Source organism: Tropicimonas sediminicola (assembly GCF_900188335.1).
GTDB lineage: Bacteria > Pseudomonadota > Alphaproteobacteria > Rhodobacterales > Rhodobacteraceae > Tropicimonas > Tropicimonas sediminicola.
This window is the reverse complement of the sequence record NZ_FZOY01000002.1, coordinates 229295-243031: the sequence shown is the minus strand read 5'-3', so window position 1 is coordinate 243031 and position 13737 is coordinate 229295. Positions and strand designations below refer to the sequence as shown.

Genomic DNA, 13737 nt, shown 5'->3' with positions numbered 1-13737 from the left:
GATATCGACGCTTTACGGAAAGGCGCTGCTTCGGCAGCGCCTTTTTCGTTTGTTTCAGGAGGTTTCCAGCCGGAACTTCAGAAAGGTCGCGCCGGCCAGTTCGACCTGTCCGACAGGGGCTGCGCCAAGCCGTGACAGCGCGCCGAGATGGCGCCGGGATGGCGGAAGCAGGAAGGTGACGAAGGGGATCCGCGGATCCTGCCGGGCGAATGCGAGCGCCTTGCGCGCGATGGGCAGACCGAGCCCGAAGCAGTCAGGCCGCAGCACCAGCCCGAAATCCCACTCGTCCCCTTCCTTCTGGAACCCGCCCCATCCGACATAGGCGCCCTCGCGCAGGAAGGCCCAGTGGCCGAGCCCGTCTCGCCGCCAGCAGGCCTCCTTGGCGGCGACGAACGCCTCGGCCGCGGACCTGTCAAAAGGAAGCGTGAGCAAGGGCAGGTGTTCCGCCACCCGCGGGTCGGACATGTGCGCCGCGATCTCCTCAGGGGCGATCTCGGTCAGGCACACCCAGGTGATGGCGGGGTCGGTCATGCCGGGCATTTCCTCGTGCGGCGCAGCCCTGCGCCGGCTCACCGCAACCCGGTTTCCTCCAGCATCCCGAGCCGCTTGGCCTCGTAGTAATAGCCGCGCGCGTACCAGGAGATCGCCTCGTCCGGGTCGCCGTCCGAGACCAGCCAGGCGCCGCGCAGGTACTTGCCGGCGTATTTCAGGTTGGTTTCGGGATCGAGCAGTTCGGTGGGCGGGCCGTCGTGGCCCATGGTGCGGGCGGTTTGGGGCAGGATCTGGAGCAGGCCGTAGTAGGGGCCGTTGCGGGCTGCCGGGCGGTGGGTGCTTTCGCGGATCGCGAGCCGGTGGATCAACTCGGGCGGCAGATCGTATTCGGCGGCGTATTTGTTGATCAGTACCCGGAGTTCCGGGGTTTCGTTGGGATGAAGCGGGGTGTTGAAGCTCTGGCGGCGATCGGCGCCGCCGCCGCCATCTCCGCAGGCCGAAAAGACAAGGGCGCAGAGACAGGCCAGCGGGGCCAGCGACTTACCGGGAGTCTTGCAACGCATCGAGGGGCTCCAGCCGTTGTTTCATTTCCGATAGCCAGCGGCTCCGAACCCGGCAAGAGGGGGCGAGTGACCCCGGGGAGCCTGCACCGCCCGATACGCGATTTTCCGCCAATCCGTGCGCGCGCCGACTGAACGCGGGGCAGACCGCGCCAAACCGGGCGCTCTCCATTCGGCGAGGGCGATCGTGTCGCATTTTTTCCCGATCAATCACAGCGTTCTGTTCCGCCGGGTGTCGTTTCCTGTTATCGGGGGGGCGACGGGGCGGCATGGTCCTGGAGGCCGTCGAGATGGCTTGGAGAATGCCGCTGTTTGCGCTAACAGTGGCGCGGCGCCTGAGAGGATGGCGCATGGCAGGAGCATGAACATGGTCGCACGCATCATCCCCGTAGAGCCCTTCGATCTGGTAATCTTCGGCGGCACCGGGGACCTGGCCCGCCGCAAGATCCTTCCCGGGCTCTACCGGCGCCTTGCCGATGGACAGATGCCGCCCGAGGCGCGGGTCATCGGCGCCGCCCGCAGCGAGATGGATGACGAGGGCTTCCGGAAGCTGACCCGCGAGTCGCTGGAGGAATTCATGCCGGCCAGCGCGCTGGACAAGGAGCGGGTGGAGGAATTCCTGTCGCTGCTGAGCTATGTGCAGGTGGATGCCAAGGGCGACGGCGGCTGGGCCGAGCTGAAAGAACATATTCGCCCCGACGTGGTGCATGCCTTCTATTTCTCGGTCGCGCCCTCGCTGTTCGGACCGATCGCGGAGCGGCTGAAGGATCACGGCATCGCCGACGACAATGCCCGGATCGTGGTCGAGAAGCCTTTCGGCCACGACCTCGCCTCGGCCAAGGCGCTCAACCAGAGCCTGGCCTGCCATTTCGACGAGACGCAGATCTACCGGATCGACCATTACCTCGGGAAGGAGACGGTCCAGAACCTTATGGCCGTCCGCTTCGGCAACATGCTGTTCGAGCCGCTGTGGAACAGCCAATACGTGGATCACATCCAGATCACCGTCGCCGAGACGGTGGGTGTGGGCGGGCGCGGCGAGTATTACGACCGCTCCGGCGCGATGCGGGACATGGTGCAGAACCACCTGCTGCAACTGCTCTGCCTGATCGCGATGGAACCGCCGTCGCGCTACGATCCCGACGCGGTGCGCGACGAGAAGCTCAAGGTGATCCGCGCGCTCGAGCCGGTGCGGCCCGACGATCTCGTGCGCGGTCAGTACCGGGAGGGGCCGGACGGGCCGAGCTACCTCGAGGACGTGGGCGACCCGCGCAGTCGGACCGAGTGCTTCATCGCCATGCGCATGTCGGTGTCGAACTGGCGGTGGGCGGGCACACCCTTCTACATCCGCACCGGCAAGCGGCTGAAGGCGCGGGCCTCCGAGATCGCCATCGTCTTCAAGGACGCGCCGCATTCGATCTTTGACGTGCCGCAGGGGCGTCACTCAAACGTGCTCACGATCCGGCTACAGCCCAACGAGGGGATGCAGATGACCGTAACCATCAAGGAACCGGGGCCGGGCGGCATGCGGTTGATCGACGTGCCGCTCGACATGTCCTTTGCCGAGGCGCTCGGCGAGCAGGCGGCGGACATTCCCGATGCCTACGAACGCTTGATCATGGACGTGATCCGGGGCAACCAGACATTGTTCATGCGCGGCGACGAGGTCGAGGCCGCCTGGGCCTGGACCGATCCGGTGATCGCCGACTGGGAGGCCCGCGGCCACGTGCCGAGCCCCTACGAGCAGGGCAGCTCGGGCCCGGACGACGCGCTCATGCTGCTGCACCGGGACGGCAGGCGATGGAGGGAGATCCGGCCATGAAGTTCATCGAATACCCCGACCGCGACCTGATGATGATCAACCTCGCCGACCGGCTGTCGAGCGAGCTGAAGAACACGCTGCTGACCCAGGACCGCGCCACGCTCTGTGTGCCCGGCGGCACCACCCCTGGGCCGGCCTTCGACTCGCTCTCGGCGTCCAAGCTGGACTGGAGCCGGGTGACGGTGCTCCTGGGCGACGAACGCTGGGTGCCGGAGGATCATCCGCGCTCCAACACGCGGCTGGTGCGCAAGCGGCTCCTGGTGAACCAGGCGGCATCGGCCAGGCTGCAGTCGCTCTACATGGATGCGCCCACGCCCGAAGACGCGCTGGAGGAACTCGGTCAGCAGGTGGAGGCGGTGCTGCCGATCACCGTGCTGCTGCTGGGGATGGGCGGCGACATGCACACCGCCTCGCTCTTCCCGGGCGCGGACCGGCTGGAAGAGGCGCTGTCGGACGACGCGCCGCCGGTGATGGCGCTGCGCGCCGAGGCGGCGGGCGAGCCGCGCATGACCCTGACCGCGCCGGTGCTGCAGGGCGCGCTCTCGACCCATATCCTGATCACCGGGCCGGAAAAGCGCGCGGCGCTGGAAAAGGCGCGCAGCTTGTCGCCTCGCGAAGCGCCGGTGAAGGCGGTATTGGGTGACGCAACCGTTCACTGGGCAGAATAGGTATTTCCGATGTGGAATGAGCTGAAATCACACGGCGCTTCGGTCTCGGAGCGCTCCATCCTGTCGTTGTTCGACGATGCCGAACGTGCGTCGAAGTTCTCCGCCACCTTCGGCGACATGCTCTTCGACTTTTCCAAGACCAATATCGACGAGACCGGTCTCGATCTTCTGATCCGGCTGGCCGAGGCGGCCGACGTGGCGGGCCGCCGCGACGCGATGTTCGAGGGCGCGAAGATCAACGAGACCGAGGGGCGGGCGGTTCTGCACACGGCGCTGCGCAACCTCGACGGCGGGCCGGTCATGGTCGACGGTCAGGACGTGATGCCCGAGGTCCGTGGCACGCTCGACCGGATGGAGGCTTTCGCCACCGACGTGCGCACCGGGCTTTTCCTCGGGCAGGGCGGCAAGATCACCGACGTGGTGAATATCGGCATCGGCGGCTCCGACCTCGGGCCGGTGATGGCGACGCTGGCGCTCGCGCCCTATGCCGACGGGCCGCGCACGCATTTCGTCTCCAATGTCGACGGCGCCCATATCGCCGACGTGCTGCGCCCGCTCGACCCGCGCACGACATTGGTGATCGTGGCGTCGAAGACCTTTACCACGATCGAGACCATCACCAATGCCAACGTGGCCAAGGCCTGGATGTCGGAAAAGGTCGACAACCCGGCGGGCCAGTTCGCTGCGCTCTCGACGAATGCCGACCTGACGGCGGCCTTCGGCATCGACGCCTCCCGCGTCTTCGGTTTTGCCGACTGGGTGGGCGGGCGCTATTCGATGTGGGGGCCGATCGGGCTGTCGCTGATGATCGCCATCGGCGGGCCGGCCTTCCGCGCCTTCCTGCGCGGGGCGCAGGCGATGGACACCCATTTCCGCGCCGCCGCGTTGCGGGAGAACCTGCCGGTTCTGCTGGCGCTGGTCGGCATCTGGCATCATCAGGTCTGTGGCTATCCGACCCGCGCCGTACTGCCCTACGAGCAGCGGCTGATCCGCCTGCCGGCCTACCTCCAGCAGCTCGAGATGGAGAGCAACGGCAAGCGGGTGTCGATGGACGGCAAGGACCTGGAGATCGTCTCCGGACCGATCGTCTGGGGCGAGCCGGGCACGAACGGCCAGCACGCCTTCTACCAGCTCATCCATCAGGGCACGGGCGTCGTGCCCTGCGAGTTCCTCGTCGGTGCGACGGGGCATGAGAACGACCTCGCCCACATGCACCGGCTGCTGGTCGCCAACTGCCTCGCGCAGTCCGAGGCGCTGCTGCGTGGCCGCTCGCTCGAGGAAGCCACGGCGATCATGAAGGCCAAGGGGCTGGAAGGGGCAGAGCTGGAGCGGCAGGCCCGCCACCGCGTCTTCCCGGGCAACCGGCCTTCGACGACCCTGGTCTATCCGCTGCTGACGCCCGAGGTGCTGGGGCAGATCGTGGCGCTCTACGAGCACAGGGTGTTCGTCGAGGGCGTGATCCTCGGCATCAATTCCTTCGATCAATGGGGCGTGGAGCTTGGCAAGGAACTGGCCAAGGCGCTCGAACCGATCGTCGCGGGCGAGCAGGGGACCGAGGGCAAGGACGGGTCCACGGCCGCGCTGGTGGAGTTCATTCAGCGCCACGCCTGAGCGGCGCACCTGTGGCCGGGCGGTCGCCATCGGGTATTTTTGCCAAGAAGAATGGAGGGCGGCCGGAAACGGCCGTCCGTTTCGTTTGGCGTGTCAGGTTTCGGGGCGTGCGTTGTCGCGTTCCCGGAGCGCTGCCTTCATCGCGTCGGTGAGCGGAAACTTCCCGCTGCCGTCGCGTTGCAGCAGCACGACCAGCGCCGAGCCCTCGACCCGGCAGTCCGGTGCGAAGACCGCGTATTCCATGCGGAAGCTGGTTGTCCGGAAGGAGACCGTTCGCGCGGTGACGATGTAGTCCTCGCCCGAAAACATCGGCGCGTGATACCGCGCCTCGACCGACTTCAGCACGAGCTCCGGCGAGTCCGCATCGTAGTTGCTGATGCCATAGTCGCGGCAATAGGGCAGTCGGAGGCTCTCGAACCAGCGCAGGTAGGCGGTGTGGTTCACGTGGTTCAGCGCGTCGAGTTCGGAGAAGCGTACGCGGTCCGCCATGCCGTAGCGCCAGGTGTCGGGGATGCCGTGGCGGGTCAGGTCGTCCGGTCCGAGGGGCGTGAGAAAGGGCAGGGGCATGCGCGTCTCCGGTGCATCTGGACCGGTGAAACCCGAGCGCAACCGAAGGTCAAGAGCGCGAGGAGACGTTCGGGGAGAGACTGGAGCGGGTGAAGGGAATCGAACCCTCGTCTTAAGCTTGGGAAGCTCCTGCTCTACCATTGAGCTACACCCGCGAAGGTCTTCGAATTACGCAGCCCGTGCGCCGTCGTCAAGATGGGAACTGCATGTGCCTCAGGCGCGACGCCTGCGGCGCCGGCCGCCGCCATCTCCGCCGCCGGCGTTGAAGGCGACCTCGGGCAGGGTCACGACGCGGCGCAGCTCGGGGAAGGGGGCGGTGGCGTGGGGCAGGGCGTTGGCGGCGACGAAATGTTCCTGGAAGCGCGGCTCGATGGCCGTCTCGACCTTGGTGATCTGCCGCACGACCTGTTCGATGCGGCCGCGGGAGGCGCGGTTCAAAAGGGCGATGCGTGCGCCGGTACCCGCGGCGTTGCCGGCCGAGGTGACGGCTGCGAGCGGGGCGTCGGGGATCATGCCGAGGACCATCGCGTGCTTCGGGCTGATATGGGCGCCGAAGGCGCCGGCGAGGACGATCCGGTCGACGCTGTCCACACCCATCTCGTCCATCAGCAGGCGCGCGCCGGCGTAGAGCGCTGACTTGGCGAGCTGGATGGCGCGGATATCGCCCTGTGTCACGGTGATGCGGGGGCCACCGTCAGGCGTGCCGTCGTGGACCAGGTAGGCGTGGGTGCGGCCTTCGGGCTCGCACCGGGAGGTGCCCGTCTGCTCGGCCGAGCCGATAAGGCCCGAGGCGTCGAGCAGGCCGGCCATGCGCATCTCGGCCACGGCCTCGATGATGCCCGAGCCGCAGATCCCCGTGACGCCGGTGACCGCGGTGGCGGCGGCGAAACCCGGGTCGTCCGACCACAGGTCGCAGCCAATCACGCGGAAACGCGGTTCCTTGGTTGTCGGGTCGATCTCGATGCGCTCGATGGCGCCGGGTGCCGCGCGCTGGCCGGAACTGATCTGCGCGCCCTCGAAGGCCGGGCCGGTGGGGGAGGAACAGGCAAGCACCCGATCGCGGTTGCCCAGCAGGATCTCGGCGTTGGTCCCGACGTCGATAACGAGGGTCAGCGCCTCCTGATTGCCGGGTTCCTCGGAGAGCGCGACGGCTGCGGCGTCGGCGCCGACGTGGCCCGCGATGCAGGGCAGCAGGTAGGTGCGGGCCTGCGGGTGCAGCGAGGTGAGGCCGAGGTCGGCGGCGGCGAGGCTGAGCGAATCCGAGGTGGCGAGCGCGAAGGGCGCCTGGCCCAGCTCCACCGGGTCGAGGCCGAGCACGAGGTGGTGCATCACCGGGTTGCAGACGATCACACTCTCGACGATGCCGCCGGTCTCGACCGCCGCCTCCGCCGCGATCTCGCGGGCGAGCTGGTCAAGCGCGACGCGCACGGCCTTGGTCATCTCGGCGTCGCCGCCCGGGTTCAGCATGGCATAGGAGACCCGGCTCATCAGGTCTTCGCCGAAACGGATCTGCGGGTTCATGATGCCGGCGGAGGCAAGAACTTCGCCGGAGCGGAGGTTGCACAGGTGGCCGGCGATGGTGGTGGAGCCGAGGTCGATGGCCAGGCCCAGCAACGGCCGCTCGTCGAATCCAGGGGATACGTCGAGGAGCCGGGGCGGGCCGTCGTGCGGGTGGTGCACCGTGACGGTAACCTGCCAGTTGCCTTTGCGCAGGGCAGGCTGCAGCTTGGCGAGAACAGGCAGCGGAACCTCGGCCCCCTGGATGCCCCAGGTCTCGCCGAGGGCTGTCTCGAGCCGCTGCAGATCGCCGGATGGGTCGTGCATGTCCGGCTCGGCGACATCGACGAGATAGCGATGGGTCGCAGGATCCATCTCGATTGCGCGCTCGGTGGCGGCCTTGCGCACGACCTGGCGGTGCACCTGGCTTTCAGGAGGCACATCGATCACGACGTCTGACTGGATCGTCGCCTGGCAACCGAGCCGCCGGCCTGCCGGCAACCCGCGCTTCTCGTCGTACCGCGCCTCGACCGCGTTCCAGTCGGAGAGGGCGTCCCCGGCCACGCTCACCCCGTGCTTGGGAAACTCGCCGAATGCGGGGGTTACCTGGCAGCGGGAACAGATGCCACGCCCGCCACAGACGGAATCGAGGTCGACGCCGAGCTGGCGGGCGGCGGTGAGAACCGGCGTGCCGACCGGAAAACGGCCCCGCTTTCCGGAGGGCGTGAAGATGACCAGCGGATCGCTCATGACAGGCCTCGCGACAAACGATCTTTCGTCCGAAAGATCGTGGCGAATTTTCGGATGAAAATTCGTTTCAGCAGATCACGCGGATGCCACCGGAGTTGCAGATCACCACCAGCTGGCCGCCGCATTCGATCATGTGGAACCCGCGCGCCTGCACCTCCGCGATGAAGCGGTCCCGCCCGATCTCGCATTCCACCCAACGGGAGGCGCGACGGATCACGCCGCCGCGCGCCACCGCCTTCGCGGAGAAAATCTGGGACAGCCAGGCCTCCGCTGTCCTCTGTCTGAATCCATCGCTGTGCATCGCGTGGACACTGCGGCATCTCGGTTAACACCGCGTTACGCCCGGCGCCGGCGGCGCCCTCCGCGCCCTGTGCCTGCCTCGGCCGCGGCCTTGCTGGCCTCGGCAAAGGTCGCGCCCTCCTTGACCGCGTCCAGCACCCGGGAGAAGCCGATCCAGGCGCTGCCGTTCGCGTCGTGATCCATCAGCAGGTTGGCGGCGCGGATCGCCTCCATCTCGACCGAGCGGACCGGGTTCATGATCGCGGAAGTCATGCCGGCCCCGATCGCCATCGGCAAGAAGGCGGCGTTGACGCCGTGCCGGTGGGGCAGGCCGAAGGAGATGTTGGACGCACCGCAGGTGGTGTTCACGCCCAGTTCGTCGCGCAGCCGCCGCACCAGGGTAAAGACCTGCCGTCCGGCCGACGCCATCGCGCCCACCGGCATCACCAGCGGATCGACCACGATGTCATGGGCGGGTATGCCGAAATCGGCCGCGCGCTCGACGATCTTCTTCGCGACGGCAAAGCGCACGTCCGGATTCTCGGAAATCCCGGTGTCGTCGTTGGAGATCGCCACGACGGGCACGTTGTATTTCTTCACCAGCGGCAGAACCAGCTCGAGCCGTTCCTCCTCGCCGGTCACCGAGTTGAGCAGCGGGCGGCCCTCGGCCATCGCGAGGCCGTTCTCCAGCGCGCCGGGCACCGAGCTGTCGATGCAGAGCGGCACATCGGTCACCGCCTGGATGCGGGCGATCAGCTCCTTCATCAGCATCGGCTCGACGAAATTGTTGTCCGCGTAGCGCGGGTCCTCGGCCATCTTGTTGGTGAAGACGGCGCCGGAGTTCACGTCGAGCACCATCGCCCCGCAGGCGACCTGCTCCAGTGCGTCCTTCTCCACGGTCGAGAAGTCGCCGGCTTCGAGCTCTGCGGCGAGCTTCTTGCGGCCGGTTGGGTTGATCCGCTCGCCGATCACGCAGAACGGCTCGTCGAAGCCGATGGTGACGGTGCGTGACTTGCTCTCGATGACGGTGCGGGTCATGCGGCGGCTCCTGTGAGTTGCGCAAGATGGGGCTGAAGGGCGGGGTCGTCGTAATCGGCGATGCTGGCGGAGGCGCCGGCGGCGCGCAGGGTGGCGTCGTCGAGCAGGGAGCGGATGCCGATCGTCTTGAGCCCGGCTCCGACGGCGGACCGGATGCCGGACGGGCTGTCCTCGAAGGCGAGCGAGGTCGCGGGATCTGCGCCGAGCCGGCGAAGCCCTTCGGCATAGGGGGCCGGGTCGGGCTTGCCGCGGACGCATTCGTCAGCGATGACCAGCGTATCGATCCGCGCCGCGATCCCGAGCGCCTCGAGCACCGCCTCGCCATTGTCGCGCGGCGCATTGGTCACCACGGCCTTTGGCCAGCCCATACGGTCCGCGAGGTCCAGCAGGGCGACGGTGCCCTTCACCGGCGGATGGCCGGGGCCGAGCCGCCTGCGGTACTCGGCCTCCTTCTGGACAGCCAGCACGTTCGCGTCCTCTCCCGGGAACAGCTCGCCGAAGATGTCCGCGTTAAGGCGTCCATGTATGTTGCTGCGATAGAACGCGAAATCGATCTGCTTGCCGCGCTCGGCGAACATGTCGGCAAAGACCTCCGCATGGAGGTGATCGGACTCGATCAGGGTTCCGTCCAGATCGAAGAGCAGGGCTGTGGTCATAGGGTCACTCAGGCTGTGGCTGCGGCCGCGCGGGGGACCGCGCCGCCATGTTCGGCCGTCCAGTCGGCCGTCGCCTTGATACCCCCCAGCGGGAAGAAGTGCACCTGTTCGATGGCGAAATCCGGGTTCGCGGCCTTGTGGCGCGCGAGGTCGGCGAGGATCTCCGTCGGTTCGAACGGGGTGACCAGCTTGGTTACGTCGCGGGCGCGCCGCTGCAAGACCCGGAGGCTGGGCCCCACGCCGCAGGCGACGGCGAACTTGATCATCGTCTGCAGCTTGGCCGGCCCCGCGATGCCGATGTGGATCGGCAGGTCGATCCCGGCCGCGCGCAACCCTTCGGCCCAGGCGATCACCGGTTCGGGCTCGAAGGCGAACTGCGTGGCGATGGCCATGTCTGCATCGGTACGCTTCGAGAATTCCTGTTTCCAGCGAAGGGCTTCCATGACGTTTTTCAAGGATCCGTCCGGGTCGATGTCCCTGTTGCCCTCCGGATGGCCGGCGACGTGCAGGCGGGTGAAGCCGGCCTTGTCGAACTCTTCGGTTTCAAGCAGTTGCATGGAACAGTGGAAGTCCCCGCGCGGGGCATCGACGCCGCCTGCGAGCAGCAGCGCCTGGGTCACGCCGGCCTCGCCCTGGTAGCGGGCGATCCAGTCGGCCAGCATGGCGCGGTCGGCGATGATCCGGGCCGGGAAGTGCGGCATCACCGGAAATCCTTCGGCCGCGAGGCGCTTTGCCGTGGCCACCATCTCGTCGATCGGGGTGCCGTCGATATGGGCGATGTAGATGCGAGTCCCGTCGGGCAGCAGGCTGCGGAAATCCTCGATCTTGGCCGCGGTGCGCGGCATCACCTCGATCGAGAATCCCTTGAGAAAGGCTTCGAGATCCGAGGCGCTGGCCTTGGAGGACTTCGCCTTGCGAAACGGTAGCAGGGCCATCGCGGTCTCCCAGATATGTGCCGGGGTCAATCCCATCCGGCATGTGTGATCAGGTGCTTGAGGCGGGTGTCATCATATGCCGCCTCGAGCCGCTCGACTTCCGACCGCAGTACCGCCTCGGCGTCACCGTCGATGTTGCCGGAGGCGACCTTGCGCCATTCCGCAAGATAGGCGTCGCTGTCCTTTGCGCCGATTGCCATGGCGCAACGGTCTATCGCCTTCTCGAAACGCTCGGACAGGGGCGCCTTGGCTCCGCCGCGGCCGCGGCCGACGATGACCTGGGCCGGTATGTCGCGCCAGAAAACGATTGTGACGTCGGGCATGGGATCCGTGGTTCCGTTCGTGCGTTTCTTCCGGTTTACGACGCCGGTCCCCGGTGTCGCGTGCGTTTTTCGACATCAGAGAGGGCGCGGGCGACGTCATGGCGTCTCAGGGATGCCGAGCGCGCCCTGAGCAGGCGTTGCAGGGGCGCGATAGGCCCTGCGGCATGGGGTGCCGGACGAGGGGACGGGCTTGCACGAGACAGGTTGGATCGCTACCTTGGGGACAACTTGATATGGAGGGCGTGAGATGGCGCCCAAGCGTCCCATAGGTGCGGGCGCGTTCCCGAAACCGGTCGTAACCCTCGCACCCGAACCGCCCGATCCGGTGGCCCCCTATGCGGCTCTGGATCTGGGAACGAATTCTTGCAGAATGCTGGTCGCCCAGCCCAAGGGCAGCCAGTTTCACGTCGTGGACAGTTTCTCGAAATCGGTGCAACTCGGCAGCGGGCTGGAGGCCAGCGGACGGCTGTCGCGCGCCTCGATGGCGCGGACCGTGCAGGCGCTTCGGATCTGCAAGGCGAAGTTCCAGAAGCACAAGGTGCAGCGCATGCGCCTTGTCGCCACCGAGGCCTGCCGGCGTGCCAAGAACGCCCGCGATTTCATTCGGTTCGTGAAACGCGAGACCGGGCTGCAGCTCGACATCATCGCCCCGGAGGAGGAGGCGCGGCTCGCCGTCGTCTCCTGTGCGCCGCTGGTTTCCGTGAAGACCGAGCAGTTGCTCGTGGTCGATATCGGCGGCGGTTCGACGGAGCTTGTCTGGATCGACCTGAGCCGCGTGCCCGGGCCGGACCGCGCCCGTGCGATCATGCGGCTGCACAAGGGCTTCGACACCGGCGACCATCCGTTCCCCACCGCCAAGGTCGTGGACTGGATCTCGGTGCCGCTTGGGGTCGCGACTCTCAAAGACCTGTTCCGCGACGTCGAGGACGACGCCGGACGCTTTGCCCTGATGAGCTGGTATTTCGAGGAGCAACTGGCCGATTTCTCGCCCTATGCCCACGAACAGGCGCGCGAGGGCTTCCAGATCATCGGCACCTCCGGAACGGTCACCACGGTCGCCGCCAGCCATCTCGGCCTGCGCCGGTATGATCGCACCAAGGTCGATGGTCTGAGGATGAGCTCCGACCAGATCGACGCTGTGATCCGCGGCTACCTGGAACTGGGCGAGGAGGGCCGCCGCGCCGATCCGCGCATCGGCAAGGACCGTCAGTCGCTCATCATGTCCGGCTCGGCGATCCTGCAGGCGCTGATGCGGGTCTGGCCGACGGATCGGCTCTCGGTGGCGGATCGCGGCCTGCGCGAGGGGCTGCTCTATGCGCAGATGTCCTCGGACGGAGTTCTGGAAGACGGGCCGTTCTGAAGCCGCCTGCAGCGCGGATATTTTCGAACAGATGATGCATCGGGGGGTGGCATCATCATCTGTTCCCAAATATCCCCGCCGGAGGCGAAATTCTGCACGGCCACGCCGGAGAAACGGGATGACAAAGAAGACCAGCGGGCGCGGCCAGCGCGATCTCAAGGTAAAGGTGAAGACAGCGCGCGGGCGGAAGCTCAGCTCGACCCGCTGGCTGGAGCGGCAGCTCAACGATCCCTATGTGGCGCGCGCCAGGCGCGAGGGGTATCGCGGGCGGGCGGCGTTCAAGATCCTCGAGCTGGACGACAAGTTCCGCTTCCTCGTGCCGGGGGCGCGGGTGGTCGACCTTGGCTGCGCGCCCGGCGGCTGGTGCCAGGTGGCCGTGGCCCGCGTCAATGCCCTGGGCGAGAAATCCGGCAAGGCGGTGGGCACCGTTCTCGGGGTCGATCTCAAGGAGGTGGAGCCGATTGCCGGGGCCGAGACCCATGTGCTCGACTTCATGGAGGACGGCGCCGACGACAAGGTGAAGGCCTGGCTCGGCGGGGAGGCGGATGTGGTGATGTCCGACATGGCCGCGGCCTCTTCGGGACACAAGCAGACCGACCACCTGCGGATCATCGCCCTGTGCGAAACCGCGGCGCATTTCGCCTTTGACGTACTGGCGCCGGGGGGAACCTTCGTGGCCAAGGTGCTTGCGGGCGGTGCGGAGGGGGAATTGCAGAAGCTGCTCAAGCAGCGATTCACCAAGGTGGCGAATGTGAAACCCCCGGCAAGCCGCTCCGATTCGTCGGAGAAATTCGTGGTGGCGACCGGGTTTCGCCCGGCGGAGAGCGACCTCCCCGCCGAGCCGGAGGCCTGATTAGCGCACCACGAGCGCCAGCGCCAACCAGAAGGCGATCGGCCCGCCCCAGCCGGCATGGGCAAAGACCAGCGTGGCGAGCCCCAGCGTGACAATGAAATTCCCGATCAGCGGGATCTGGGCATGGAGCGGGAGCGCGGAAATCCGGGCCCGCAGATCCTCGGCCGGGAGCTCGACAATCAGTCCGGTAAGAATCCGGAGTACGAGAGCGCGACAGAGGCGGTAGGGATAGGTGACGGTACAGGTCATCATCGTGAGAACATCCTGGTAAACTCGTTCAATCAGCTGCGAGGGGCACAAATCGTTTCTACCCAGACTTGGGTTTC

The 13737-nt window shown here is 67.0% G+C and carries 15 protein-coding genes and 1 tRNA gene; 5 read left to right on the top strand and 11 right to left on the bottom strand.

Translation table 11 applies throughout. The annotated features are described in order from the left end of the window. Positions 1 to 54 precede the first annotated feature (54 nt). On the bottom strand, positions 55 to 531 hold the full coding sequence (locus tag CHB86_RS05405; protein ID WP_089231998.1) for a GNAT family N-acetyltransferase: 477 nt from the start codon (positions 529 to 531) through the stop codon (positions 55 to 57). Between the two features lie 38 nt (positions 532 to 569). Then, positions 570 to 1055: a lytic transglycosylase domain-containing protein gene (locus CHB86_RS05400; protein ID WP_089231996.1), complete on the bottom strand. Its 486-nt coding sequence runs from the start codon at positions 1053 to 1055 to the stop codon at positions 570 to 572. Between the two features lie 364 nt (positions 1056 to 1419). Here CHB86_RS05400 and zwf point away from each other — a divergent pair, with 364 nt between their 5' ends. From zwf to pgi, 3 genes are read left to right on the top strand one after another with little or no spacing between them, the layout of a single operon-like run. After that, on the top strand, positions 1420 to 2874 hold the full coding sequence (zwf, locus tag CHB86_RS05395; protein ID WP_089231995.1) for a glucose-6-phosphate dehydrogenase: 1455 nt from the start codon (positions 1420 to 1422) through the stop codon (positions 2872 to 2874). Continuing rightward, a complete protein-coding gene (gene pgl, locus CHB86_RS05390) occupies positions 2871 to 3542 on the top strand; it encodes a 6-phosphogluconolactonase (RefSeq protein ID WP_089231993.1) in 672 nt (223 codons plus the stop codon). Before zwf ends, pgl begins: the two co-directional genes overlap by 4 nt. 9 nt (positions 3543 to 3551) lie before the next feature. Next, positions 3552 to 5153 (top strand): glucose-6-phosphate isomerase, encoded by a 1602-nt coding sequence (pgi, locus tag CHB86_RS05385; protein ID WP_089231991.1) that lies wholly within the window; start codon positions 3552 to 3554, stop codon positions 5151 to 5153. 93 nt (positions 5154 to 5246) lie between these two features. On the opposite strand, the gene CHB86_RS05380 is transcribed toward pgi, so the two are convergent. The 8 genes from CHB86_RS05380 to CHB86_RS05345 form a co-directional block, all read right to left on the bottom strand. Beyond that, positions 5247 to 5720, bottom strand: coding sequence for an acyl-CoA thioesterase (locus CHB86_RS05380; RefSeq protein ID WP_089231989.1), 474 nt, complete (start codon positions 5718 to 5720; stop codon positions 5247 to 5249). Between the two features lie 81 nt (positions 5721 to 5801). After that, positions 5802 to 5875, bottom strand: a tRNA-Gly gene (locus CHB86_RS05375). Between the two features lie 58 nt (positions 5876 to 5933). Beyond that, positions 5934 to 7967 (bottom strand): ASKHA domain-containing protein, encoded by a 2034-nt coding sequence (locus CHB86_RS05370; RefSeq protein WP_089231988.1) that lies wholly within the window; start codon positions 7965 to 7967, stop codon positions 5934 to 5936. A gap of 67 nt (positions 7968 to 8034) precedes the next feature. Next, on the bottom strand, positions 8035 to 8268 hold the full coding sequence (locus CHB86_RS05365) for an N-(5'-phosphoribosyl)anthranilate isomerase (protein ID WP_089231986.1): 234 nt from the start codon (positions 8266 to 8268) through the stop codon (positions 8035 to 8037). 35 nt (positions 8269 to 8303) lie between these two features. After that, on the bottom strand, positions 8304 to 9284 hold the full coding sequence (locus tag CHB86_RS05360) for a methyltetrahydrofolate cobalamin methyltransferase (protein WP_089231985.1): 981 nt from the start codon (positions 9282 to 9284) through the stop codon (positions 8304 to 8306). Further along, the gene (locus tag CHB86_RS05355; protein ID WP_089231983.1) at positions 9281 to 9940 is read right to left on the bottom strand and encodes an HAD family hydrolase; all 660 of its coding nucleotides are present in this window, start codon (positions 9938 to 9940) and stop codon (positions 9281 to 9283) included. The genes CHB86_RS05360 and CHB86_RS05355 overlap by 4 nt, the downstream gene beginning before the upstream one ends. Positions 9941 to 9948: 8 nt before the next feature. Further along, the gene (locus CHB86_RS05350; RefSeq protein WP_089231981.1) at positions 9949 to 10875 is read right to left on the bottom strand and encodes a methylenetetrahydrofolate reductase; all 927 of its coding nucleotides are present in this window, start codon (positions 10873 to 10875) and stop codon (positions 9949 to 9951) included. 26 nt (positions 10876 to 10901) lie between these two features. Continuing rightward, on the bottom strand, positions 10902 to 11198 hold the full coding sequence (locus CHB86_RS05345; RefSeq protein ID WP_089231979.1) for a virulence factor: 297 nt from the start codon (positions 11196 to 11198) through the stop codon (positions 10902 to 10904). 247 nt (positions 11199 to 11445) lie between these two features. On the opposite strand from CHB86_RS05345, the gene CHB86_RS05340 reads away from it, so the two are divergent. Together CHB86_RS05340 and CHB86_RS05335 are read left to right on the top strand one after the other, a co-directional pair. After that, positions 11446 to 12558, top strand: a complete 1113-nt coding sequence (locus CHB86_RS05340) for a Ppx/GppA phosphatase family protein (RefSeq protein ID WP_089231978.1) — start codon at positions 11446 to 11448, stop codon at positions 12556 to 12558. Between the two features lie 118 nt (positions 12559 to 12676). Further along, complete coding sequence (locus CHB86_RS05335; RefSeq protein ID WP_089231977.1) at positions 12677 to 13411, top strand: RlmE family RNA methyltransferase; 735 nt, start codon at positions 12677 to 12679, stop codon at positions 13409 to 13411. On the opposite strand, the gene CHB86_RS05330 is transcribed toward CHB86_RS05335, so the two are convergent. Then, positions 13412 to 13663 carry a hypothetical protein gene (locus CHB86_RS05330; protein ID WP_089231976.1) on the bottom strand — a complete coding sequence of 84 codons (252 nt, stop codon included), beginning with the start codon at positions 13661 to 13663 and terminating at the stop codon, positions 13412 to 13414. Positions 13664 to 13737 lie beyond the last annotated feature (74 nt).

What these genes read in the sequence shown, in the direction of transcription:
- CHB86_RS05405 (WP_089231998.1), bottom strand. Translation starts at nt 531, where the DNA reads ATGACCGACCCCGCCATCACCTGGGTGTGCCTGACCGAGATCGCCCCT.
- CHB86_RS05400 (WP_089231996.1), bottom strand. Translation starts at nt 1,055, where the DNA reads ATGCGTTGCAAGACTCCCGGTAAGTCGCTGGCCCCGCTGGCCTGTCTC.
- zwf (WP_089231995.1), top strand. Translation starts at nt 1,420, where the DNA reads ATGGTCGCACGCATCATCCCCGTAGAGCCCTTCGATCTGGTAATCTTC.
- pgl (WP_089231993.1), top strand. Translation starts at nt 2,871, where the DNA reads ATGAAGTTCATCGAATACCCCGACCGCGACCTGATGATGATCAACCTC.
- pgi (WP_089231991.1), top strand. Translation starts at nt 3,552, where the DNA reads ATGTGGAATGAGCTGAAATCACACGGCGCTTCGGTCTCGGAGCGCTCC.
- CHB86_RS05380 (WP_089231989.1), bottom strand. Translation starts at nt 5,720, where the DNA reads ATGCCCCTGCCCTTTCTCACGCCCCTCGGACCGGACGACCTGACCCGC.
- CHB86_RS05370 (WP_089231988.1), bottom strand. Translation starts at nt 7,967, where the DNA reads ATGAGCGATCCGCTGGTCATCTTCACGCCCTCCGGAAAGCGGGGCCGT.
- CHB86_RS05365 (WP_089231986.1), bottom strand. Translation starts at nt 8,268, where the DNA reads ATGCACAGCGATGGATTCAGACAGAGGACAGCGGAGGCCTGGCTGTCC.
- CHB86_RS05360 (WP_089231985.1), bottom strand. Translation starts at nt 9,284, where the DNA reads ATGACCCGCACCGTCATCGAGAGCAAGTCACGCACCGTCACCATCGGC.
- CHB86_RS05355 (WP_089231983.1), bottom strand. Translation starts at nt 9,940, where the DNA reads ATGACCACAGCCCTGCTCTTCGATCTGGACGGAACCCTGATCGAGTCC.
- CHB86_RS05350 (WP_089231981.1), bottom strand. Translation starts at nt 10,875, where the DNA reads ATGGCCCTGCTACCGTTTCGCAAGGCGAAGTCCTCCAAGGCCAGCGCC.
- CHB86_RS05345 (WP_089231979.1), bottom strand. Translation starts at nt 11,198, where the DNA reads ATGCCCGACGTCACAATCGTTTTCTGGCGCGACATACCGGCCCAGGTC.
- CHB86_RS05340 (WP_089231978.1), top strand. Translation starts at nt 11,446, where the DNA reads ATGGCGCCCAAGCGTCCCATAGGTGCGGGCGCGTTCCCGAAACCGGTC.
- CHB86_RS05335 (WP_089231977.1), top strand. Translation starts at nt 12,677, where the DNA reads ATGACAAAGAAGACCAGCGGGCGCGGCCAGCGCGATCTCAAGGTAAAG.
- CHB86_RS05330 (WP_089231976.1), bottom strand. Translation starts at nt 13,663, where the DNA reads ATGATGACCTGTACCGTCACCTATCCCTACCGCCTCTGTCGCGCTCTC.